Here is a 25,809-nt window from a genome sequence, read left to right on the forward strand (position 1 = left end):
AAGAATTAATTTAAAAACAACCTCTTAACATTATAGTTTTTAAGTTTACTCTAGCTCTTCTCTTATAGCAACAATCATTTCATTTTCTTCTTCTGTACCAGACGGAATTTCAAATAAAACATCTCCCTCTTGATAGTCTAGTTCTTGCCAATCTGTAGCAATTTTTACCTTTTCTGTTTTGCCATCTACTTTACCTTTACAAGTATATTTAATTTTAAATTTAGTAGGCTTAATTTTATAATCGTTTTCATACCATACCTTTAGCGGAATTAAATCCTCATAATTATCTTCTGTAAATCTTATTTTTTTAGTAGCCATTTTATCTGCCTTAATTCTAACTTCTAAAGTATCACATTCATAAAGCTCTTCTGTAGATAAAGTATAGTTTACAGCATTTTGTACTGGTAACGGAATAAATATTTTAGTGCCATCAAACTCAAATTCATTTACTTTATCTTTAACTCTTACTCGCTTATCTTTTTCATACATTATGTTTTGGCGCACCGTAATTTTACTAGGTGTTTCATTTTTAACAAAACTAAAAACAAAGGCATTTTTTTCTGTTTCTCTAGAACCCCAAGTTGCAGGAAAAATAGCATCTATGGTTTTACCAGATCTACTGGTTTTTGTTATGTATGGAGTGCCTTCTGGAGCAATCATTCTTCCAGAACTTTTCCAAACTATATTCCCTCTAGAATTAGGATAACCAACTTCTATAGAAACCTGACTTACAGGACTATCATTTATAATATCTCCATCTCTATCTAATTTTATTAAACCACCATTTAAAGAGGTAATAATTTGTACTTTTTGAAAATCTTCATCTAAACGAACTTCTGTAATATATTTTTTAAGATCTTCTTTTGCAGCATCTCCTGTTAGATCTGTTAATGGGTCTAAGCTTCCGCTTATTTTAGAGTCCATAACTTCTATTGCAGAAAATTTAATTTCGTCTGTAAAATCTACTTCTCTAATTTGTTTTCCAGATTTTAAGCTAACACCTACACTACCTTTCCATCTAAAAATATTGAACAACCCACCTCTTTTTTCTGGAGCTTCTGCAGGTGTAAATTCTTTATCGGCAACATCAAAAATTTGTTTTTTTAGAATTTCGAAAGCAAACTCTCTTTGCTTTGTTAGTAAACTTTCTTCTAATGTTTTTCTTTCATCAGAAGAAAATTGCTCATCCGTAATTACCTCAGAGACAATACCTCCCTCTGTTCTAATTTTTTCGTACTCATGTTCCCAATTTATATCTACAAAGGCAAAATTTACATTACTTTTAGCAGAAAAGTAGTTATGTACCTTTTTAGCATTTACAGTAGTTTTAATTGTAGTCGTTGGCAAATAACCTTTATACCTAATAGCATTTTCTACAACTAAATTATTGTTTCCGTTTTCTAATGCACTTTTAACTAATGATGCACTGTTACGCCCCATTAAGATAGAAAATGCATTTTCTCCCAAACCAAAAGTACTACCTGCTCCATCTCCTTGTACATTAAAGCTCCAAGGATTCATACCTCCAAAAGGTTTATCGTCTCCATCTTCGCCAATAATATGCATATTAATATTGTTTTCCACTAACTGAATTGGCCTAACGTTTGTTTCATTAAAGTCTCTATCTACCCCTTTTTTAAAAGAAAATAGTCCAAATAACTTAGATGTTCTATTGTTGTTAAATTCTTTATGAAGTTTATCTTTTAATTTATCTATTGCTATTTTAAGTAAAGCCTCTGGCAAATCTATGGTTGTAGTAAGTGTTGTGTAACCACCTGCTTCTTCTTCTAAACCTTCTGCCCCAATTACGGTAGTTTCATCTGCTTCAGATTTAAAAACTTGCATAGAAAATTTAAATCTATCATCAGGAAACTTTGCCAATCTTGGGTTTTTAGGATAATAATAAAACTGCATTGCCTGATTATTTTCTCTTAATAAAATATTGTTTGGATCTGGAGAAAATAATACTGCATAATCTGCACCGTCTTCTTCTTTTAATAAAATTTCTACGGTTCCTGCACCTGCGTGCGGATAACCTAGTGGTTGAACTTTTGACATCTTTTTTAGTTTTTAGTTTTAATTTTACCTACTCTATTTAAAAATGGCTTTTCGGTTAACGCCGTTTGGTTTTATTTTTAAATTGATTAGCTTCTATTTTCTAATAAAGAATTGATGTATATTTTGGTACCTTCATCATAAACTCCGTTAGCTTCTCTACCAAATTCTGTAGATTGCAATAAGATAAGTGCGTTTTGTGTTTTTGGGCCAAAGTCTCCATCTGAAGTTCCTACAGCGTAGTCTAGACTTTTTAAGATATTTTGCAGCTTTACAACTTCTTCTCCTTTAGATCCTCTTTTTAAAATTGGTTTTGGTAAAATTGGTTTTCTACTGGGATTTAATCTTCTAAAACCTAATAATTTATCGGCTGCATAAGCCGAAATAGATACGGCATCTAATTGATTTCCTCCTAAAGTGTAAATTCTGCTTCCATCTGCAGAAAACCCCATAAAAATACCAACATGACCTTGCCATGAATTAAAGTCTCCTCTATAATAAACAACCACATCACCAGGTTCTGGATTATTTACCGATTCGCCTACATTTAGCCAAGAACGTGCAGCTGCAGAGTTGCTATTTTTTAATCCGGCTTTTTTAGTTACCCAATTCATAAAAATGCTACACCAAGGAGTTTCATCATCATTAACCCAAGGAAAACCAGATTCTTTTGCGTACTCTAAAATGCGCTTGCTATGTCTACTTCCTGCTATTTCTTTTACTCCTATTTCATTAATTGCAACACTTAATAAATTTTTCATCTTACCGCTTTTAATTTTCAATACATCAAAATTGCAATAAAAAAAAAGGACAATAAAAGGTAAACAACTGATTAACAGTAGTAAAATACATTAATTAAGAAAAGTGTTTTTCCCTTTTTTAGGTAAGGGAAACACCTCTTAGATAGTAGTTATTTAGCAATAACACTAATATTATCCAACTCATAAGTACCATCAAAATTCACATTACCATTTCCGGTATATTTAAAAGCGATAAAAGCTGTACCAGAATAATTGGATAAATCGATATAGGTAGAATGCACCCAACTCTTATAATTCTCGCCATTAGAAACTATTTTTGCTGGTAAAATAGCCCACGTAGCCGTATGTATATTCTTTTCATTTCCATTAAAATCTGTAGAAATTAAAACTTGTAAATCGCTACCATTTCCAAAACTATTAGAAGTTTCAAAAGACAAAAACTCTTGTGATGTGGCATCTAAGTCAATACCAGATGTAATTAACCAAGTAATTGTGCTTTCATCTCCAGAATTAATAGAATTCATTCGCGCAGCTTTACTTTGCGAATAGGTATCCGTATAAGACCTCCAAGACTTTGTTCCTTCCTCCCTAAAATTAATCCAATTTAAAACATCTATTTCCCCAGACTCAGTATCAAAATTTTCTTCTAACAAAATTGTCGTATACTCTTCTATCGGTAAAGGTGTACATCTTTCATCATTCATGTAAACATCATCTGTATTATTTAAATTAAGTACAATTAAATCCCCATTAAAATTTTTAGAAACAATTGCATTTATAGTTCCTGCTTTTTCGGGTAAGGTTTCACTTGAAAAACGAGAAAAAGAACTCGTTTCTAGCAATATATAATCATATCCCAACCCTAAACAAGTTTGAATTTTACGTTGTGTATCAAAATCTTCTTTTGGGTCTACATACGATTTACCTGCTAATTTAGCATCGAAAAACACATTTTTTAAAGCAATAAAAGTTCCTATATGGGTTTCATTAATCCCTGCAAAATCAATTAATTTTGGTACAATTTCTTCTGTTGTTTCTGTTCTAAAAATATGATTCGGAATTTGATTTGTTGTTACGTTTTCTATTTCATTAAGATCTGTAGTACTTACTTTTCCTCCGATGGTTATATTACCATCTCCCGAATTAATTTCGCCAACATACAGCCCTTTTAAACGAATGTAAATTTCTCTACCAATATTAAATTTATTATAACTGTTGCTTAAATTTAAAGCCACTTTTATGCCTCCAGTAGGGTTTTCTGGAGCATCTTGCATATAAAACTCTTTATAAAAATTACCAGATTTATCCGAAGAAATTACATATCCTTTTACAACAATGTCAGAAGTAATTTCTAAAGGATTATCCCCAATTATATACAATTCTTTTAGCTGTTGTATCGTTTTTAATTGAAGCGATCCGGCAGCAATACTATCTAAAATCTGACTTACAGCTTCATTTTCTTCATTTCCTAAACTTTCTGGCACTGTAAAGTTTCCATCTTCTACACAGGTTATAAAAGAGATACTTATTACAAGCGCCCAAACTATTGCGGTTATTTTATTCTTTTTCATTTTTATTTTTTTTTAATTAACAACCTCTCCTCAGGGGTACGAGGTATACTTCCGAAACATGCTTTTTAATTCCGAGACAAGCCTCGAGAATTAAACCCTTGGCTATCGCCCTGCGATTAAAACGACACACTTACATTTAAAAAATAAGTTGTGCCTCTACCATACCAATATTTATTCCCAAAAACAGGTTTATCTAAAGATTTATCTTCTAATAATTGTCTGTAATTGGCATTTCTTCCTTGTTCAAATCCGCCAGATTTGTAGGTTTTATTCAACAAATTATTTACCGTTACAAAAAAACTTACATAATGTTTATTAATGATAAAAGATTTTCCTCCAACAAAATTTACTACAGAATAATCGTTGAATTTCTCTTGCGTTAAAAGTTTCTTTGCAATCTCATTATCATATTCTAAAAAAGGCAAACCATCATCATCTGTATAAAAATTTCGAGACCTATTTAAAGGTGAAATATCTATAAATGTGTTGCTGAAAAAATTTAAAGTGGCGCCCACCCACCAGTAATTTGGGTCACGATATTCAAAACCAACCGAATACGCATTTTGAGGTCCGGCAGCTAATTTGTAATTCTTAAGATTAGTCTTGCCAAAATCTTTAAATCCAGCTACAAAACCTGCAGCCAAAGATTCTGTATCTGCTTCTGTGGTTAAGTATAAATTAGGATTATTATCATAAGTAAATTGCCCAATAGCCGCAGCTCCTTTTAATTTAAACGTTGATGTTAGTTGCGCTTCTACCCCCAGTTCTAACCCCAAATGCTTTTTACTAATTCCATTTAAAACCTCTTGCACAAAGGCTGTGTTATCACCTCCAACTCCATCTGCAAAATAAAACGAAATCTCCGTTGCATCTTTTACAGAGGTATAATACGCTGTTACTTTTGATGTAATAATTGGACTTCTGTAAACATAACTCACATCCGTAGAAAGTATTTTTTCGCTTTGTAAACCTAAAACCACATTGTTATTTTCTCTTGAGTTAGAAAATGTATTTCTAAGAGTTGGTGCCTCAGTAATATATGCTGCATTTATATCTACCAAATGACGCCCCGTAATTTTATACGTTGCCCCCATTTTAAAACCATAATCTATAAATTTCTGTGCTTCGGATGCACCTAAAGAATTCTCAGAAAAACTTCCGTTTTTATACAAACCTTCTCGTTGATGAGTGGTACTCGCAACTTTTAGAGCTGCAAAAAAATCAATTTTATGGTATTGAAATTGCGCTTGTGTAAAGGCAGAAATAATATCAGAATTTAAATTAAAGTTATACTTAAATTGGTCACCTTTACCTACTAGTCTATTTGGGTTTAAAAGATCATTTTGTTTTTCATCTTCTGTAGCCCCAAAAGGATCTATATCTAAGTAGCCAACTCCACCTAACAAATCGATAACTTCTGCAAAATTTTGAGACCGTAATTGTTTATATTCTACTTTTGCGTTTAAGGAAACATTGTCATTTACCTCTGTATTTAAAATAGAATTTATAGTAAATTGTTTATCATCATTTCTATCTTCATACAAAACATAAGCATTTTCTAAACCTGCAGTTTCATTAGTTTTATTTGCATCAAAAATCCGATTCCAATTTATTTGTCCGTCTTTTTTAAAATTATTTTCAGCATTATAAGCACCTTCAAAATCGTTATTTCTTAAAAAATAACTTGGCAAATTTTGATAATAAGCCGCACTTGGGTTAGCACCTCCATTATAATCGATTCTGCTGTTGCCTATCTTACCAAATTGATAAGCAATATTGGTGTTTATAGAAGTTTTTTCTGTAATATTCCAATAATGATTTAGCATTAAAATAGGCTCATTTACTTCCTTAATTCTTGAATTCCTTTTTTTTCCATCTAAAAAGCCCCAATAATCGTTGTATTTTATTCCTTTTAAATCAAACACTTCCTGGGTGTTTGGCGATGATTTACCTCTTCTATTTAATGCGAAAATTCCTGTAAAGTTTATACTGTTTTTATCATTTAACTTTTTTTCTACCGATGTAAAAACAGCATACGCCTTGTAAGAAGTAGCCTCATTAAAACCTTCGTTCCCTAGTCTACCACTTCCAGAAAAAGTAAAAGCCCAATTGTTTTTTAACATCCCCGTAGCATAGGTTGCCATGGCTCTGTGTTGATAACTTCTGTTTGATGAAGAATACGAAACTCGTAACCCAGGTCTTTGTTCTGATGCTCTTGTATTCATATTGGTAGCACCTAAGAGTCCTCCAAAAGTAACATCTGAAGGAGATAGACCGTTTCTAAACTCTTGGTTTCTTAATACATCATTTAAACCACCCCAATTACTCCATTGCGCTCTACCGTCATAGATTTTATTCATCTCTATGCCGTTTATCAGCACTTTCCCGTTTCCAGAATCTAATCCTTTTACCTTAAAAAAGGAGGAACTAAACTCATAAGCAGCAGTTCTAAGAAAAATATCTTTTGATGATTGTAAGAGTCCAGAAATATTATCGGCAGCACTTCCATCATCATTTAACTCATCATCAGAAAGCGTAATTAAACTTAAATCTTGATTTTCTACAACCTCTTTAAATAAAAAGATACTTCCTAAATTTAGCGTTTTACCAAACAGTTCTATGGGAATATTTTGAGTTTCATACCCCATCAATTTTAACTCTAAAACAGTGGTTCCGTTTTGGATATTTTCTATTAAAAAATTACCATTAAAATCTGTTATACTATTTTTTGATGCATTTTGTAATTTAACAGAAACTCCCTTTAGAGGTTTCTTAGAATTATTGTCTAAAACAAGACCTTTTACAACACCCTGACCATAAAGACCAGAAAATGAAGCTAATAGCAAGCAAGTTGCCATAACAATTTTTTTCATAACTAATTTTTACTCTAAATTTTCTTTTTTCTTTTGCACTTAAAGTTAGTAAAAAAATATTTAAAACACTTAAAAACCTGATGCTTAACACCTAAAACCACTTTAGTTTCTTACTTTTACAAAATTAAAAAACACAACAAAATGAAAAATAAATTGTTTTTTATTTTTATGCTAGTATTGTCTATTACTACTTGTAATGCTCAGAAAAATGGAAAAAAATATAAAATTAGAACCATTGCTTTTTACAATCTAGAAAACTTATTTGACACCATTAATGATGTAAATAAAAATGATGAGGCAAGCCCGATGATGGAGCTAAAATCGAACAGATCTAAGGTTTATTGGGATAAAATTGAAAAACTGAGTAGCACAATTGCTCAAATTGGTGCAGATAAAACCAATACAAGTCCGGCAATTATAGGAGTTTCTGAAGTAGAAAATTTAAATGTTTTAGAAGATTTAATACACTCTAAACACTTAATAAAAAATGATTACGGAATTATACATTACGATTCTCCTGATAAAAGAGGTATAGACGTTGCTTTGTTATATCAGAAAAAATATTTTAATCCTATTCATCACGAAGCCTTTAACCCGAAGATATTTAAAGATAATTACCCAGTTTACACTAGAGATCAATTATTAGTTTCTGGTTACCTAGATGATGAATTGATACACATCATTGTAAACCATTGGCCTTCTAGAAGGGGCGGAGAAGCCGCAAGTAGACCAAACAGAGAAAAAGCAGCCTACCAGAACACAAAAATAATAGCGCAAGTTAGAGAGCAAGACGAGGACGCTAAAATTTTAATTATGGGCGATTTTAATGATGATCCTATAAATTCTAGTTTTAAAAATGTATTAAAAACAAAAAGCAGAAAGAAAAACGTAAACGAAGGAGATTTGTACAACCCTTATGAAGACATGTTTAGAAGAGGTTTTAACACTTTAAAATATAGGGATAAAATAAATTTATTTGACATGATTTTCTTTACGTCGCCTTTATTAGATAAAGGTGAAAAAGATTTTTCTACTTATAAAATGTACAAAGCGATGATTTTTAACAAACGTTTTTTAACTACTAAAAAAGGAAAATACAAAGGATATCCTTTTAGAAGTTTTTCTAACGGTGGGTATACGGGTGGGTATTCTGATCATTATCCTGTTTATTTATATTTAATTAAAGAGGCTAAATAGTTTTATAATTACAACGTATTTCTTTGCGTTTAGGTTGTCATTTTAACGTTTTGAGAGAACTTTTATGGGATTTGGTTGGTGTTAGGTTATCACTGTTATGAGACTTCTCAGTACTTCGAAGTGACAAGCTTGGATCTTTTTTTTGAGTAAAAAGAACCACTTACACACCTAACAACCACATAGTTTGTCATTTCGAAATGAGCTTTTTTAAGCGATGGAGAAATCTCATATAACTTGTAAATATTATTGAGAAATCACTGTTAAGAGGCCTCTATAAGAGCCCCTTCAGGTTTTAAAAACCTGAAGGGGCTAAGTGATTTACAACCAATTAGATTTTAAGAATCTTACAAGATAATATTCACTACGCGTTAAGGATAGAGCAATTGTTTGAGCTCTTTTTTGTTTTTTCTACAAAAAAAGCGAGTGCGAAAGCCTGCCCCTTGTGGGAACGCCCAAAAATAACATGGTTAAATAAATGAAACTTAATATGTGATTTCTCACTATGTTCGAAATGACAAATTGGGTGTATTTTGTATAATTACAAAAATCTTATAAAACAGAAAAACCCCGTAACTAAAAAAGTTACGGGGTTTTTTGATAAAAAATTATTGCCTTTATATTATAAGACTTTAAGACTTTGAAGTTTTAAATTTATAATATAAGTATGTGTAAGCGTCACGAGGTATAATTGTAATCCACTTTTTGTGTTTTAAATACCATTTAAAACGTATAGAATTTACTCCTTTTGTTAGATAAGCTGCAATAAAGGGATGTACATTTAACTGTATTTTCCCGTCTTTAGAGTTTGACATAAACTTCTCTAAATCTGCCTCAATTTTGTCTAACAAAACTATTGGTGCTTCTACTTCTCCATTTTGGTTTGGGTTGGCTTCGGTAGTTTTTATACTTAACTCGGGTCTTACCCTTTGTCTTGTAATTTGTACCAATCCAAATTTACTTGGAGGTAATATTTTGTGCTTTGTTCTATCTAAAGCCATTTGGTCTTTTAGATGCTGAAATAGTTTATTTCTGTTTTCAGCTTTGTGCATATCAATAAAATCTACAACTATAATTCCTCCCATATCACGCAGTTGTAACTGGCGTGCTATTTCTGTAGCTGAAATTAGATTTACTTCTAATGCAGTATCTTCTTGAGAACCTGCTTTGTTAGAACGGTTTCCGCTATTTACATCAATAACGTGTAATGCTTCTGTGTGCTCTATTACTAAATAGGCACCTCTACTCATAGAAACTGTTTTACCAAATGATGTTTTAATTTGTCTTTCTATTCCGTATTTTTCAAAAATAGGAGTTTCGGATCTGTGTAATTTTACAATTTTTTCCTTTTCGGGATAAATTTCTTGTAAATATTCTTTTATTTCTTCTTTCAAAGTTTCATCATTTGTTACAATACTTGTAAAAGAATCATTCATTACATCTCTTAATATAGAAGATGCTCTGTTTAACTCGCTTAAAATTTTTGTTGGTGTGTTTGTATTAGGTATACTTTTACACATTCTTACCCAACGTTCTAATGAGTTTTGCAAATCTTTATCTAATTCTGCTACTTTTTTTCCTTCGGCAACAGTTCTTAAAATAACACCAAACCCTTTGGGCTTAATGCTTTTTGCTAATCTTTTTAAACGTTCTTTTTCTTTTGGGTCTGCTATTTTTTGAGAAACAGAAACTCGGTTAGAAAAAGGAACTAAAACCAAATATCTACCTGCTATTGATAACTCAGAACTTAGTCTGGGTCCTTTTGTAGAAATAGGTTCTTTTACAATTTGTACTAATAGGTTTTGCCCTGTTTTTAGTACTTGGTTAATACTACCGTCTTTGTTAATGTCTTCTTCCTTTTGGAAGTTTTTTAAAGTGAATTCTTTATACTTACCTGTGCTTACTTTCTTAATGAATGTATTTAATGAGTTTACTTGCGCACCTAAATCATGATAATGTAAAAACCCGTCTTTTGGGTACCCTACATTTACAAAGGCTGCATTTAAACCAGTTAAAACTTTTCCTATTTTGGCTAAAAATATATCGCCAACAGAGAATTTGTTATCACTAGTTTCATTATTTAATTCAATAAGTTTTCCATCTCTTAATAAGGCAAAATCAATATCAGATGAATTTGAACGAATTATTAATTCTGTTTTCATACTGAAATGGTTTTAACACTACACATCATTGTGCAGATGGGTTAATATTGTCAGGTATTTGTAATACCGTGTGAGGTTTTTTTAACCTCTTATGTCAATGAACTTGTTGTTTTTTTTGTGCTAAACTATAAACGAAAAAGTAAGCGGATGCTTACTTTTTCTTGTGTCTATTTGCTCTAGCTCTTTTCTTTCTTTTGTGTGTAGAGATCTTAGCTCTCTTTCTTTTTTTACCACTTGGCATAATGTTACGATTTTTTAAATCTGTTAAGATTTAGATTAATATTGTGTGTGTTACTTAACTACTACTTTACTTTTTACTCCTTCTGTAAAAGTTTTTGCCGGTTTAAAGGCTGGAATATTGTGTGCTGGAATCTTAATTGTAGTATTTTTAGAAATATTTCTCCCAGTTTTTTCTGCTCTTGTTTTGATAATAAAACTACCAAAACCTCTTAAATAAACGTTGTCGCCATTTTCTAATGCATCTTTAACTTCAGTCATGAATGCTTCAACAGTTGCTAATACATCTGTTTTTTCAATCCCTGATTTATCTGAAATTTTTGATACGATATCTGCTTTCGTCATGTCTCTATTTTTACTATATTTTTATTAATTTACTTTCAAAAATGCGGATGCAAATATATGATAATTAATCAATTCCAAGCAGTTTAATGTAAAAAAAGTAAAAGTTATTAAGCGAAAAAAAATCTAAGATTAAAATCTTAGATTTTTTCACTTAAAGTATTGATACTATTATAGTTTAATAACAAACCAAGCATTTGCATCAACTGTACTAGTTAATTTAACTTCCGTTGGGTTTGCTGGTGTATTTGGTTCTGCAGTATATGGTGCATTATCAACAACATAATCTAACAGAGGATTTAAATGTGTGTAAAAAGACCAATTTAAACCTTCACCAACTTTAGCAATAGCTAACTGATCCGAGTAATCTAATACAGGTGAAAAAGCTAAATTATACTCAGTAGTCCATGTTGTTGAAGGTGGTGCAAATGAATAAAACTGAATACCACTACCATTTGCAGTATTACCCAACGAAATTGATCTTTGTAAAGTCTCTCCATAAGCAGCTCCGTTAGCATTGTATACCTCAACATATTTACCAAAAAAATCTGCAGAAATATCAGAAGCTAGCGTAGTGTCAATACTCCAATCTTGGTTTATATTAAAAGGAGCTATAATTAAGTCTATAATTAGTGAACCATCAATAGATACTAACTGATTTTTAGCCTTATCTAGAGTAAACTCAGTAATTTCATTTCCACCAACAGTAATTGGTTCGTATAATTTAATACCTGTAGTCGTAGAAATATATGCCATATCTACCGCATCTTCTCCTGTTATTGAAAAAGCAATACGATGATTACCAAGAGTTACGTTATTAATTTCGTTATTAATAGCGTATCCCGAAGCAAGTGAAAGCACATAACTAACAACACTTACATCCGTTAAATACTCCTCTGCTTCTCCTGAAAACTTAACCATTCTTATGATGTTTCCAAACTTTCTACCTTTCATGGTAATCGTATTCTCTGTACTAGATAATAAGAAAAACTCGTAATCACCTTCCAACCCATCTGCATTAGCAGAACTTGGAGTAGCAAAATAATGAGTAACCGCATTGTAAGTATCAAAACTTAAAACAGGTCCTCCAGCAGCAATAACATTATACATACTAGATTCTAAAGTATCAAAATCTAATTCCATTAACACATCTGAAGTTAAATCTTCATTAAATTTCATAACAAAATTATACCCTCCATAAGATTGATCTTCTCCGGCATAATATTCAATAACCCAACCTTTTTCTGAAGAAGTTAATAATTGTTTATATTCACTAATTGCATTTTGGATTCTATCTGAGCTAGACTCTTCAAACACCATTTCTTCCGTATTATCTGTACAAGAAGTTGCCATTACAACTAACAGCAAAAAAGCTAATGATTTTTTTATATATTTTTTCATGTGTCTTTTTAGTTTATATTATCTAAATCTTGTGAAGCTAAATTAGCATACCTGTTTTGTATTTCAGCTCTTAACTCATCAAGATCTATATTCCAACTACTTTTTATATACGCTTTAACTATAGCTATTTTTTGATTAATGATAGGCCCTCCTACATCACCTGCATTAGTAATAGTAGCTTCCCAATCCGTTTCAGATGCCAATACATAATGAGAAATTAATTCTACAAAATCTTCATTTGCACTTTTACTAGAATAGTCACTAATAAAACCTGCCTCTAAAGATTCGTTAGCACCCCATGTAGTACTCCACTCATCACTTATATAACCCGCTCCTACAATTTGGTTAAAATCTGTTGTATAAGGTATGTTTTGATGTAATACATGTGCAAACTCATGATGTATGGTATTAAAGTAATAATTATTTAATTGCTCTGGGCTCGTTTCATCTAAATCATTAACTCCATACAATGAAACCTTTAACCCTCCTTCTGCAGTTCCTAAAAGAATTGTTCCATTAGAATTATACCCAAAAGAACCTACAAAAACTAGCATTTTAGGAAATGTTTTCTCTAAAAACCTGCTGGTGCAACAGCGCTATAAGCATCTAAACATAGATATTTAATTAAGTTTGCCAACTTAATAGATTTCTCATATTCGGCTGGTACTAACGTATAATTAAAGTTAGATTCTACATCTGGTAATTTATATAAAACTTCAATATTATACGGTTCTACAAATTCTCTCTTTAAAAACTTATCAAATTGATTTTCGTATCCAAAATCTGTGCTAATAGAACTCTTATCTGGGTTTGGTACATCATTCTCTTCACAACTAGTAAAAGCTAATGCTAAAATGAATACTAAATATTTTATTTTTTTCATGATTGTCATAATTATTTAATTAATACTCTATCTAGGGTTAGGAGTTAAACCTGCAGAAATAACATCTTGAGGTAATTGAACTGCTTTTCTAGGATCATCTGCTGTAAGTACATCTACAACAATAGGCTCTGTTTCTGTGTATTGATATCTTGGTATAACCATACCGTATCTTTTATTATCAAACCATCTTAAACCATCATGCATTGTAAGTATTCTTCTTAACTGAAGCGTATAATGTAACATATTTTCTTGTGTACCTGCCTCAATTGTAAATTTAGGACTTAACACCTTTTTTTGAGTAGGATCATCTTCTGTAGAATATGCCACACCATTGTAAAAAGTATTTACTTCTGTAATGTCTGTTTCTGGACTTAATTGATTGTAATTTCTAGTAAATGTATTTAAATCTTCTAAAGCTGCGCTATAATCTTTTAACATTACGTTTGCCTCTGCTCTAACAATTAAAGTTTCATCCATAGTGAAAGGACTTTTAATTGTTTTACTATACCCAATACCTGCAACAGCATCTGTATATTCAAACAAATAAGGCATTTTCATAAACAATGTTTTATTTAAGTTTGCTGCAGTATAAGCAAAAGGTCTGTAATATGGATATAAACCTGCATTACTTGCCCAAGGCAAAGCAACCCCTAGAGACTCTCTAGCAGAAATCTGACTTGTATGATTAAAACGAGAACCTGTATAATAAGCTCCAAAATGCACTCCAGAAATAGAAGTATATGCCTGTGTTAACAAGTTACTTGTATCTTCATAAAATGCAGTAGACGCTGGTAATTGACTTCTAACAACCTGACCTTGAGCTTGCCAATCCCTTAATAAACTAGTAGGATTTGCTGTTAAAACTATCGTTGCATACTCTTTTGCTTTTGCCCAGTTTTCGTAGTATAAATTAAACCTTGCTGCAAATGCATAAGATGCCTTTACGTTAAAATGGTATTTAGGCACATCGTAAATATCGTCTCTAATAAGCGGTAAAGCTGCTTCTATATCTTTATTTATTTTTTCGTACACTTCTGCAACAGTTCCTCTATCATATTGAGGGTTTAAAGTTGTTTCTGCAGTTTCTAAATAAGGTACTCCTAAATCTACATTACTCGTTTGTGTGTTATAATGCTTACTAAACATATTTACCAAAACAAAGTGTGCATAAGCTCTAGCTATTAAAGCCTCTCCTTTTTCTGCCGATAAAGAACCATCACCAAGAGCTTCAATACCTGCTAATGCTTGATTTGCGTTTGCAATAGCACCATAACAACCTTCCCAAATAGAAGTAGGGCTATCGTTATCTGTTTCTGTAATATCTTCCCAAAACACAATTTGTTCAGAAAATCTATCAGAATAAGGGTTATCCGCACCTATATCATCTACATTATCAGAAGACAATTCTGCTACCAAACCATACGTAGTTGATGGATATGCAGATACTAGTATCTTTCGAACCTTTTCTGCAGTATCTATTTCTGTTCTATTATCTGGCGTTTCATCTAAAAAATCATCACAAGACACCACAAAAAGAGAAAAAAGAAATATTACAAATAATATTTTTTTATTATTTTTCATTTTTTATATATTTTATATTTTATAATCCTAATTTTAATGTAAAAGTAAATTGCTTAGCTAAAGGGCTTGCAACACCACCAGAATTAAAAAATTCTGGGTCTTGTCCGTTTAATTTATCATCTGAATACAGTAAAAATAAATTAGTAGCTTGTAATTTTATAGAGAAGCTATTAAGGCTTAATTTTTTTACAAGTTCATTAGGAAATTGATATGCTAAAGACACTTGCTTAAGTCTTATAAAATCTCCTTTTGCAATTCTTTCTGTAGAATAATTATAGGCATTATAAGCGGTTCTTAAATCATAAAAACCATAATCATCTTGTTGTCTTGTTGTAGCAATTACGGGTACATTTGTTGTGTTTTCATCTCCTGGTAACACCCATCTGTTTTCAAACTCTCTTGGCAACGCCGTAAGATCTGAATAAGAAGAACTAAATACAGGGTTTAACCTTACCACATTACCAAATGAGAATGTTGTAAATACATTAAACGTTAAATTTTTATATTTAAAAATATTTCCAAAACTACCAACATCTGTTGGATCTGTAGAACCAGAATACTCTAAGAAATCTAACTTATCTCTTTCTTGAAAGTAAATATCGCTAACAGATACGTTACCATCTTGATCTTGAAATGTAGGTATACCTTCTTCATTTAAACCGGCAAAAGGAATAGAAAAAATAGAATTTACAGAATAACCTTCTCTTGCAAAACCATAACCTGTAACTAAATCAATTACTCTTTGTTGAGTATCTAACTTTGTAACTTTATTACTTGTTTTAGAATATACAAAATCTGTTTGCCAAGAAAAGTCTTCTGTTTTAATTGGTGTTGCAGAGATAGAAAATTCTAATCCATCAGATTTCATTTCAGCTACGTTACCATATTTTGTTACCTCTCCTCCAATACCTTGTGTATTAATTCTACCAATTAAGTCAAAATTATCTCTAGTATACCAATCGAAACCTATATTTATACGGTTATCAAGAAAACCAGCATCCAAACCAACATTAAATTCATGTTTTTTCTCATACGTTAATTCACTATTTTCTAAAGAGCTAACATACAAAGCACTTTCTTTAACACCAGAAGAAGGTCTCCAAGGGTTAATACTTCTAATATCTGCTAATGAATTTGACACATAATCTGGACCTCTGTCTGCCGTTAAACTATAAGAAGCTCTAAAAGTAAGTCTATCTAAGGCACCTAAGTGTTCAAAGAAATCTTCTTCATGTACATTCCACGCACCAGACACATTCCATGTTGGCAACCATCTAGAAGCTGTAGATTTCCCTAATTTATTAGACCCTTCATAACGCAATGTACCATTTAAGGTATAACGTCTTTTCCAAGAATAGGTTGCGTTACCAAAAAATGCTAAATTTCTGTATCTACTATTTTCTAAACCGTAGTATAAGCTATTTTCTTCAACTCCTTTCTTAAATAATTCATACCCATAAAAAGGTACTTCTCCTAAAGAGTATTGTAATCCCCAACCAGTAAAGTTAGAATTTTTTCTATCTGCAGAATTAAGCTCTGCTCCTGCATAAAAGTTTACAGTATGATCTTCTTTAATAATATCCTTATAAGAGAAAGTAGATCTAAAATCGTACCCTAACATACTATAATCTGTACGTCTGTAAATACCTCCTTCTGGCAACACACTAATTGGCACAGCATATTGATCGTCTGGATCTGTATATAAAAACGGATTTGCATCTCTAATAATTTCATTACCCATTGCTCTAAACGCATTTGCTTGATTAGAAAACTCTGTAGAATTATGTTCTAAAGATGTAGATTGATATTTTAAAGCTCCTAAAAAACTAACATTTGTTTTTTCGCTAAGTTTATATTTTAACTCTGCCTGAAACTTTAAGTCTACAACGTTAATATCAATATAATTTTCTTCTAATTCTTTAACGATATTAAAATCTGAATAATTTCTTGTATAAAATTTATCTGGATCTAAAGCTCTAGAAGAATTAAGGGCAAAAGAATATGGATTGATATCAAAATCTCTTTTTACTGTACCAGTAACCACATCTGTATCTTGAGACAACGTTCCTGGTGCTTTCTGATTTCTAAAAGACGCCGTACTTATTGTATTAAATGACAATCTATCATTTACTTTAAATAAAGATTTATAATTGGCAGTATAACGATTTACGTTACTAGATTTTGTCCATCCCGGATCTATTAATGCACTAATAGAACCATAATAAGTTGCTCTATCTGTACCAGAAGACATATTAACAGAATGACTTTGCATTGCATTAATATTAAATAACTCATTAAACCAGTTTGTATTTCTTAACTCTGCTTGTCTTAAAAAAGCTGCTTTTGCTTCTGGCGTATTTGCAAGCACAAAATTACCATTAGCATCTAATTGTTTTAATGATTGGTACATTTCACCATAAACACCACTTTCACTAGCATTTGCAACAGTACTATAATTTAACCATCCACCAGCACGCATTTCTTCATAAACAGACATTTGTTCTTGAGAATTCATAATGTTAAAATCATTATAAGAAGGTCTCATTCTAAAGGTAGTTTCAGTAGTATAATTTATACTACTTACACCTGCTTTACCTTTTTTAGTTGTAATTACAATTACACCAGCCATTGCTCTTGCACCATAAATAGAAGTAGCAGAACCATCTTTTAAAACCTCAAAAGACTCAATATCATCTGCATTTAAACCTGCAATAGAAGAACTTATTAACGTTGTTGCATCTCCAGAAGCCAAATCTCCAGAAGAGATATCAATAGCGTCTTCTAAAATAATACCATCTACTACCCATAATGGTTTAGAATTACCATAAATAGAAGTAGCACCACGAACTCTAATTCTTGGAGCAGCACCAAAAGTACCAGAAACGTTTTGTACTGTTACACCAGCAGCTCTTCCTTCTAGCGCTCTACTTATTTCTGGAACCCCATCTAACTTCACTTCAGAAGCTTTTATTGATGTGGAAGAACCAGTAAATAAACGTTTATCTGTGGTAGTAATACCTGTAATTACAACCTCATCTAAACTTTAAGAATCCTCTTCAAGTACCGCATTTAAAACACTTCCTGTTCCAACTGTTTTTTCTAAGGTTTTCATCCCAAGATATCTAAACACCAAAACATCTCCTGCTTTTGCTGAGATAACGTATTTACCATCAAAATCGGACTCCGTTCCTTTATTGGTACTTTTCACAAGAACCGAAACTCCTGGCAAAACACCTGTTTTATCAGAAATAGTTCCTGATATCATTTTACTTTGTGCAAAAGAAACTTGCACTACAAACGCCCAAAAGAGCGTTAAAATAAAGTTAGTTTTTAATTTCATTTAATAATTTATTTGAATTAATTAGCGTAAACCTCTTAATTTTATGTTAACAAAACAAGATAAAAGACAATTTTAACAAAAATATTTTAACATTTAACCTCTTTTACTAAGAATTCACTAAAATTCAAAACGATTGTTATATTATTGCAAATCGAATTTTATACGATGAAATTTCCCAATATATTAATTTACTGGTACTTACAAAACAATAGAGATTTGCCTTGGCGAAAATCTAAAAACCCATACTTTATTTGGCTATCAGAAATCATGCTACAACAAACAAGAGTTGCTCAAGGTTTGTCTTATTATCTAAAATTTACAGACACTTTTCCCACTGTTTTCGATCTCGCTAAAGCGGATGAAAGTACCGTGTTAAAAATGTGGCAAGGTTTGGGGTATTATTCTAGAGCAAGAAATCTTCATTTTTCTGCAAAACAAATTGCCAACGAATTAAATGGCGAATTTCCATCTACATATAAAGAGATTATAAAACTAAAAGGAATAGGAGATTATACCGCCTCTGCAATTGCATCAATTTGCTTTAATGAACCCACTGCTGTTGTAGACGGAAACGTTTACAGAGTACTTTCTCGCTACAACGGAATTAAAACACCTATTAACTCATCTGCAGGGATTAAAGAGTTTAAAGCTTTAGCGCAGACTTTAATTGATGAATCTCAACCTGGAACCTATAACCAGGCAATTATGGATTTTGGTGCATTACATTGTAAACCTCAAAACCCATTGTGCGATAGCTGTCCTTTTTCGGGTAGTTGCATGGCATTAGAAAAAAAGCTAACAAACGAGTTACCAGTAAAAGAGAAAAAAATAAAGGTTAGAAAACGTTATTTTAATTTTTTGGTGATAAAAACCGATGACAATAAAACTATTTTATCTGAAAGAAAAGGAAAAGGAATCTGGCAAGGTTTATTTCAATTTCCATTAATAGAAAGCAATAAAAACATCAACAAAAATGAACTAGTTTCATCCGAAGAATTTATTGATCTATTTCCTGCAGAAACAACGATTTCTCTCTTTAATAAAAAAGAAATCGTACATAAATTATCGCATCAACATTTATATACACAATTTTGGATTATAGAAACTAAAAAGCTAAACAAAGCCACCATAAAATGGACTGAAATAGAAAAACACCCAGTCCCTATTTTAATTGCTAATTTTTTAGAAACTTTTCTAACTAAAAAGTAATTGATATTTTTAGTACTTTTGATGTGAAATTTTTAACTTACATTAAGTTTATCTACTCGAGACTTACAAAAATTAAAAAATATTTTAATTAAAAGTAAGAGCGCAGCTTTTCGAGAGATTAAATTTTATAGGTCTAGACTGCGCTACACCTATTAACAAAAAAAATAAAGCTATGGCAGCAGGAACAATAAATAAAGTAATTTTAATTGGTAACTTAGGTGATGATGTTAAGATGCATTATTTTGATGATCAAAACTGTGTTGGTAGATTTCCTATAGCAACTAGCGAAAGCTACACCAATAAAACTACCGGAGAAAAAGTAACCTCTACAGACTGGCATAATATTGTTGTAAGAAACGGATTAGCAAAGGTTTGTGAAAAATATTTATCTAAAGGTGATAAAGTGTATGTTGAAGGTAAATTAAAAAACAGACAATGGGAACAAGATGGCGTAAAACGCTATTCTACAGAGATTCATGTAAATGAAATGACCATGTTATCTACAAAGAAAAACTTAGAAACACCTAATAATACTAATCCACAACAACATCAAAAACCTTCTGCACCAGCACCAAAAGCTGTTCAGGAAGAAGAAAACGATGATTTACCTTTTTAATTAATCAAACCTAAAGCAATTGGACCCAGATCCCGAAATATTATTTTTATTACTAGCTTCAACAGATTTACTAACCACATTTAATGCAATACTACTAATTGCTTTACTATTAAGTTCTGCGCTAGTATCAGGAGCAGAAGTTGCTTTTTTCTCGCTTTCTCAAACCGATTTAAACGAACTTTCTAACAACGGAAAAGAACAAAATATTGTTGTAACCTTACTAGAAAGACCCAGAAAATTACTAGCAACCATTCTAATAACCAACAATTTTATAAACATTTTAATTGTTTTATTATTTGCTTCCCTATCAGAAACTTTATTTGGTCATTTCGATTATCAATTAAACGCATACCTTTTTACCATTCCTATTCGCTTTTTATTAGAAATTGTTTTAGTAACCTTTTTAATTCTTTTATTTGGAGAAGTTTTACCAAAGGTTTACGCCTCTAGAAACGCACTCCGTTTTTCTAAAACAATGTCTAAATTTATTCATTTTATAAGTATTCTATTAACCCCTTTTAGTTTACCCTTAATAACATTAACAAAATGGATAGAAAAAAAATTAGGGAGTAAAAACTCTAACTTTTCTGTAGAAACCTTATCGCAAGCATTAGAATTAACTTCTGAAGGAGCCACTACCAAAGACGAACAAAAAATATTAGAAGGAATTGTAAATTTTGGAAACACAGAAACGGTACAAATTATGGTACCTCGTATAGATATTTTTGCACTTTCTGATGACGAGCCTTATGAAGTTGTTTTAGATAAAATTCTAAAAAACGGATACTCTAGAAATCCTGTTTACAAAGACAGTATCGATAATATAATTGGTATTTTATATGCTAAAGATTTGTTAGCGCATTTAAATAAAACAACGTTTAAGTGGCCTACATTATTAAGAGAACCATTTTTTGTACCAGAAAACAAAAAACTAGATGATTTATTGGGCGATTTTAGAGAGAAAAAAAATCACTTGGCAATTGTTGTTGATGAATATGGTGGCACAAGTGGTTTAGTAAGCTTACAAGACGTAATAGAAGAAATTGTAGGCGATATTAATGATGAATTTGATGATGAAGATTTACAATATTCTAAAATAGATGCTAACAATTATGTTTTTGAAGGCAAAACCTCTATTAAAGATTTCTGTAGAGTTTTAGATGATGAAGATGAAGAAATTTTTGAAGAAGAAAAAGGAGAAAGCGAAACCTTAGCCGGATTTATTTTAGAAATTTCGGGTAAATTCCCTAGAAAGGGAGAGAAAATAAACTTTAAGAACTATACGTTTACCATAGAAGCGTTAGATAAAAAACGTATTAAACAAGTTAAAGCAACCAGAAATGCGTAACATTTTTCTATTAATATTTACAATTACTTTTCTTTCTTGCAAAGAAGATACACTACCAAAACCTAAAGCCTATTTAAGCTTAACGTACCCTAAAAAATCATATCAAAAATTAACTTTAGAGCGTCCATATTCTTTTGACATTTTAAAAGACACTAAGGTTAAAGACGATGCTAATAATTGGCTAACCATTATATACCCTAATTTAAAAGCATCTATAGACATAACTTACAGACCTGTAAATAACAATATAAAAGAATTGCTTACCGAAGCAGAAAAACTAGTATTTAAACACACCATTAAGGCTGAACAAATTATTCCTAAAGATTTTGTAAACCCTAAAAAAAGAGTCTTTGGTAGTATTTATGAGATTACAGGAAATGCAGCTTCTCAAATTCAGTTTCATTTAACTGATAGTACGCATAATTTTATAAAAGGATCTTTATATTTTTACACAAAACCAAACTACGATTCTGTTTTACCAGCCGTAAGTTACATTAAAGAAGATATTTTAAGATTGATAGAAACTTTAGAGTGGAAATAACAACACTTTAAAATAAAAAAAATCAAACAAAAACTTCGCCTTTCTTGATCTCCCCTCAATTTTGCACAAAAAAATTGACCTCATAAAACTACAATAACATTTAATGGAAAACTTACACGGAAAAAACGTATCATTTTTACTTTTAGGAACTCTTTTCGTTAGTACGTCTGGTGTTTTAGGAAAATATATTGCTTTGCCTGCAGAGGCTATTATTTTATGTAGAGCAATTTTAGCAGCTGTTTTTATTTATATCTTTTGTAAAATTAAAAAGATCGATTTAAAAATAAAATCGAGAGCAGATTTTATTTCTTTTATCATTAGTGGTTTTTTTATGGGTGCACATTGGGTTACTTATTTTATTGCACTAAAGCTATCTAATGTTGCTTTAGGAATGCTATCTATTTATACTTTTCCTGTAATCACTGCTTTTTTAGAACCTTTTTTTTCTAAACAAAAATTAAACCCTGTACATATTTTTTTAGCCCTTATCGTTTTAATTGGCGTGTACATTTTAGTTCCAGATTTTTCTTTAGAAAGCAATGATTTAAAAGGAATTTTATTCGGAATTTTATCTGCCTTCTGTTACGCTCTTAGAAATCTTACCATTAAAAAACATGTAAAAGACTATAACGGAAGTGCGTTAATGTTACACCAAATGATTGTTGTTGCTGTACTATTAATTCCTGTTTTATTTTTTAGTGATTTTTCTAACCTACAAAGTCAAATCCCTCTTTTAATAGTAGTTGCCCTTATAACTACTGCTATAGGTCACACAATGATGGTGCATTCTCTAAAACATTTTACAGTTACTACAGCAAGTATTATTAGTAGTGTACAACCCATTTTTGGAATTATAATTGCCTACCTCTTTGTAAACGAAATTCCTACCCTACACACTTTTATTGGCGGAAGTTTAATTTTATCAACCGTAGTTATAGAGAGTTTTAGAAGCGGAAAACAAACCACTTAACAGAAACCACTTCTAAAACAGCAAACCTTACAAAATTTAATATCTTTTTTAGATTTTCTCTTTACAAAATGCCTTAAAATCATTTTTTAGAGGTGTTTTTGCTATGTAAAAGAGGTAAATCCACAGAACACACTATGTAGAATCATTAAAAATAAGGTGTCATTTTTTAATTATTCTTAATACCACCCCATTAAAATTAATACATCACACCTAAAACCGTATTTAAAATTATAATTCACTAAAACAACTAAGCTTATTTAGATTAAATATAAATAAAACTATATTTGTCAAAAAAAAAGAATGTCTCATTTTATCAAAACATGTATACTTTTTCTTTTATCATACGCTTCATTTAGTCAAGAAGGAGATTTTTATGGTAAAGTAAAATTTAACAATAACGAACCTGGAATAGATGTATTTGTAGTTATAAAAGGAGCGCATTTCTACAAAGAAACTGTTACTGATTTTAATGGAGAATTTTATATAAAATCGATACCCTACGGCACGCATAAAATTCAATTCCATTCTTTAAATTCAAAACGGAAAATAATCACAGCTTTACTTAACACTAAGAAAAAAGAAGTTAATCTTTCCTTAGAGTTGATAAAAAATCAATTAGACGAAGTAAGGATAACTACCAAAACAGAAAAAACAAAAAAAGAAACTCAAGGTTTTGCTGTAAATGTTATAAAAACAAAAGAAGCTAGTCTTAGAAACATCCAAACAAACGAATTATTAAACACAACAGTTGGTGTTAAAATTCGTCAAAATGGAGGTTTAGGTTCAGAGGTCAAATATTCTATAAACGGTTTATCTGGGAGTGCTGTTCGTATTTTTATTGATGGAATTCCAATTTCTACTTACGGATCTTCATTTAGTTTAAATAGCATTCCGCCTTCTATGATTAAAAACATAGAAGTATACAAAGGTGTAGTTCCCGGACATTTAGCAGATGATGCTTTGGGTGGTGCAATTAACATTATACTTCATAAAGGAGCAAAAACTAATTTTAATATTTCTACTTCCTATGGTTCTTTTAACACTTCTCAAACAAGCTTTAATGGTTTATATCGTTTTAAAGAATCTGGATTAACTCTAAAAGGGTCACTTTTTCATAATTATTCCGATAATGATTATACCGTTACAGGTAGAAGCGTTTTAGTTACTGGTTTAGGAGGTGCACAAACACCAATTACCGCAAAAAGGTTTAATGACGCTTATAGATCTACCGGAGGAATGGCACAAATTGGTTTTACTGATGTAAAATGGGCTGACCAATTTTTAATAGGCTTTACAGGTTCTGATGACTATAAAGAAGTACAACATGGTGCTTTTATGACCATAACACCCTACAAAGGGCGTTTTTTAAAATCTAATGCACTTTTAGCAAATTTAACCTATCAAAAGAAAGATCTTTTTACAAAAGGACTTAACATAAATGTTAATGGAATGTACGGAAAAAGAAATCGTGTTGTAAACGACACTGTTGCTTGGGCTTATAGTTGGAATGGAAAAAGAGCTATTGACTTTAGAGGTAATGAATACAAATATACTTGGGAATCTCAAAGTGAACAAGGACCTACACTACTAAATATAAATAGAAAAGTAACCTCCATTAGAACAGGACTTTCTTATGAGATTAACAAGCAACATAAAGTTTTTCTAAATCATTTGTACAATGGTATCGATAGAGAAGATAGTGACGAATTAGTTTCTGTTTTAGAAAATACATTTAAAGGAACTAGAGATTTAACTAAAAACATTTATGCTTTAACCTATGAAATGAATGCTTTTGACAACAAACTAAAAACTAGTTTTTTTGGTAAATATTACCAACAGAAAACAACAAGTATCGATCCTGATATAGAAACAAATTCTGATGGAACACAAAGAATTGTAGATAAAATTATAAGTAGCAACAAAAAATTTGATGGATATGGTCTTGCACTTTCCTATGCAATTAAGCCAAATATTACAGTATTAACTTCGGCAGAAAAAGCAGTTCGTTTACCAAATGAAACGGAAGTATTTGGAGACAACGGAGATAATGTTGTAGAAAACTCTTTTCTTAATCCAGAACACAGTAATAATTTTAATATTGGTTTTAGATTTGGTTCTTTTAACTTTAAAAAACACGACTTTACAATTTCTACAAATTTATTTACCCGAAATATTAAAGATAGAATTGGTTTACCTATCATAAACTCTACAAATGTTGATAATGATTTAATTATTTATGTGAATCAAGGAAGCGGTACATCTAAAGGAATAGAAGCCCAACTAAACTATAGTTACAATAACAATTTTGGCCTCAACTTTAATCTTACCCGTTTTGATATAAAAATCATGAATAAAGGAGTAGAAATAGCGGTACCAAACACTCCTTTTTTTACTATGAATGGTAGTTTAAGATACTCTTTTAAAAATGTAATTCAGAAAAAAGCTCGTTTAAATCTATTCTACACAATGTATTTTACAGATGAGTTTAACTACTTAAACATCCCATCTGGAGTTAGTGGTGCTGACTTTTTTAAAGTACCGAAACAATTCGCTCAAGATCTTGGGCTTAGTTATGCTTTTCCAAACAAAAAACTGGTAGCAAGTTTCGATGTTAAAAACATATTCGATAAACCGGTGTATGATAATTTATCTGTACAGAAACCTGGAAGAGCTTTTTACCTAAAATTAAATTACACAATAAATAAATTTTAACCATAAAATAGTA

General features: G+C 31.0%; 16 protein-coding genes and 2 pseudogenes. 7 read left to right on the forward strand and 11 right to left on the reverse strand.

The window, feature by feature from the left end; genetic code table 11:
* Nucleotides 1–45: 45 nt before the first annotated feature.
* The 4 genes from WHD07_RS09205 to WHD07_RS09220 form a co-directional block, all read right to left on the reverse strand.
* On the reverse strand, nucleotides 46–2,058 hold the full coding sequence (locus WHD07_RS09205; protein WP_343330952.1) for a hypothetical protein: 2,013 nt from the start codon (nucleotides 2,056–2,058) through the stop codon (nucleotides 46–48).
* Between the two features lie 86 nt (nucleotides 2,059–2,144).
* Entirely contained in the window at nucleotides 2,145–2,816 is a 672-nt protein-coding gene (locus WHD07_RS09210; RefSeq protein WP_105050047.1) for a TIGR02594 family protein, read from the reverse strand.
* A gap of 149 nt (nucleotides 2,817–2,965) precedes the next feature.
* Complete coding sequence (locus tag WHD07_RS09215; RefSeq protein WP_343330953.1) at nucleotides 2,966–4,387, reverse strand: DUF5689 domain-containing protein; 1,422 nt, start codon at nucleotides 4,385–4,387, stop codon at nucleotides 2,966–2,968.
* Nucleotides 4,388–4,503: 116 nt separating this feature from the next.
* Nucleotides 4,504–7,260: a carboxypeptidase-like regulatory domain-containing protein gene (locus tag WHD07_RS09220; RefSeq protein ID WP_343330954.1), complete on the reverse strand. Its 2,757-nt coding sequence runs from the start codon at nucleotides 7,258–7,260 to the stop codon at nucleotides 4,504–4,506.
* 141 nt (nucleotides 7,261–7,401) lie between these two features.
* Between WHD07_RS09220 and WHD07_RS09225 the strand changes: the two genes are divergently transcribed.
* Complete coding sequence (locus WHD07_RS09225) at nucleotides 7,402–8,457, forward strand: endonuclease/exonuclease/phosphatase family protein (protein WP_343330955.1); 1,056 nt, start codon at nucleotides 7,402–7,404, stop codon at nucleotides 8,455–8,457.
* A gap of 629 nt (nucleotides 8,458–9,086) precedes the next feature.
* Here the strand turns inward: WHD07_RS09225 and WHD07_RS09230 are convergent.
* From WHD07_RS09230 to WHD07_RS09265, 7 genes and pseudogenes are all read right to left on the reverse strand, one after another.
* On the reverse strand, nucleotides 9,087–10,616 hold the full coding sequence (locus WHD07_RS09230) for a ribonuclease E/G (RefSeq protein WP_343330956.1): 1,530 nt from the start codon (nucleotides 10,614–10,616) through the stop codon (nucleotides 9,087–9,089).
* A gap of 291 nt (nucleotides 10,617–10,907) precedes the next feature.
* On the reverse strand, nucleotides 10,908–11,198 hold the full coding sequence (locus tag WHD07_RS09235) for an HU family DNA-binding protein (protein ID WP_036824254.1): 291 nt from the start codon (nucleotides 11,196–11,198) through the stop codon (nucleotides 10,908–10,910).
* A gap of 168 nt (nucleotides 11,199–11,366) precedes the next feature.
* Nucleotides 11,367–12,596, reverse strand: coding sequence for a DUF4302 domain-containing protein (locus WHD07_RS09240; protein ID WP_343330957.1), 1,230 nt, complete (start codon nucleotides 12,594–12,596; stop codon nucleotides 11,367–11,369).
* An 8-nt stretch (nucleotides 12,597–12,604) separates the two neighbouring features.
* Nucleotides 12,605–13,488 (reverse strand): annotated as a pseudogene (locus WHD07_RS18275) (zinc-binding metallopeptidase).
* A gap of 18 nt (nucleotides 13,489–13,506) precedes the next feature.
* Nucleotides 13,507–15,060: a RagB/SusD family nutrient uptake outer membrane protein gene (locus WHD07_RS09255; protein ID WP_343330960.1), complete on the reverse strand. Its 1,554-nt coding sequence runs from the start codon at nucleotides 15,058–15,060 to the stop codon at nucleotides 13,507–13,509.
* Nucleotides 15,061–15,079: 19 nt separating this feature from the next.
* Nucleotides 15,080–18,091, reverse strand: a pseudogene (locus tag WHD07_RS09260) (SusC/RagA family TonB-linked outer membrane protein); the annotation flags it as partial.
* A 12-nt stretch (nucleotides 18,092–18,103) separates the two neighbouring features.
* The gene (locus WHD07_RS09265; RefSeq protein WP_343330961.1) at nucleotides 18,104–18,400 is read right to left on the reverse strand and encodes a carboxypeptidase-like regulatory domain-containing protein; all 297 of its coding nucleotides are present in this window, start codon (nucleotides 18,398–18,400) and stop codon (nucleotides 18,104–18,106) included.
* Between the two features lie 165 nt (nucleotides 18,401–18,565).
* Between WHD07_RS09265 and mutY the strand changes: the two genes are divergently transcribed.
* From mutY to WHD07_RS09295, 6 genes are all read left to right on the forward strand, one after another.
* Nucleotides 18,566–19,609, forward strand: a complete 1,044-nt coding sequence (mutY, locus tag WHD07_RS09270; protein WP_343330962.1) for an A/G-specific adenine glycosylase — start codon at nucleotides 18,566–18,568, stop codon at nucleotides 19,607–19,609.
* 172 nt (nucleotides 19,610–19,781) lie between these two features.
* The gene (locus WHD07_RS09275; protein ID WP_105050037.1) at nucleotides 19,782–20,225 is read left to right on the forward strand and encodes a single-stranded DNA-binding protein; all 444 of its coding nucleotides are present in this window, start codon (nucleotides 19,782–19,784) and stop codon (nucleotides 20,223–20,225) included.
* Nucleotides 20,226–20,244: 19 nt separating this feature from the next.
* On the forward strand, nucleotides 20,245–21,573 hold the full coding sequence (locus WHD07_RS09280) for a gliding motility-associated protein GldE (protein WP_343330963.1): 1,329 nt from the start codon (nucleotides 20,245–20,247) through the stop codon (nucleotides 21,571–21,573).
* Nucleotides 21,566–22,114, forward strand: a complete 549-nt coding sequence (gene gldD / locus WHD07_RS09285) for a gliding motility lipoprotein GldD (protein ID WP_343330964.1) — start codon at nucleotides 21,566–21,568, stop codon at nucleotides 22,112–22,114. Before WHD07_RS09280 ends, gldD begins: the two co-directional genes overlap by 8 nt.
* A 103-nt stretch (nucleotides 22,115–22,217) precedes the next feature.
* Nucleotides 22,218–23,084: a DMT family transporter gene (locus WHD07_RS09290; protein WP_105050034.1), complete on the forward strand. Its 867-nt coding sequence runs from the start codon at nucleotides 22,218–22,220 to the stop codon at nucleotides 23,082–23,084.
* Between the two features lie 300 nt (nucleotides 23,085–23,384).
* The gene (locus tag WHD07_RS09295) at nucleotides 23,385–25,796 is read left to right on the forward strand and encodes a TonB-dependent receptor (RefSeq protein ID WP_343330965.1); all 2,412 of its coding nucleotides are present in this window, start codon (nucleotides 23,385–23,387) and stop codon (nucleotides 25,794–25,796) included.
* Nucleotides 25,797–25,809: the final 13 nt, after the last annotated feature.

This window comes from Polaribacter staleyi, from assembly GCF_038024045.1.
Lineage (GTDB): Bacteria > Bacteroidota > Bacteroidia > Flavobacteriales > Flavobacteriaceae > Polaribacter > Polaribacter butkevichii.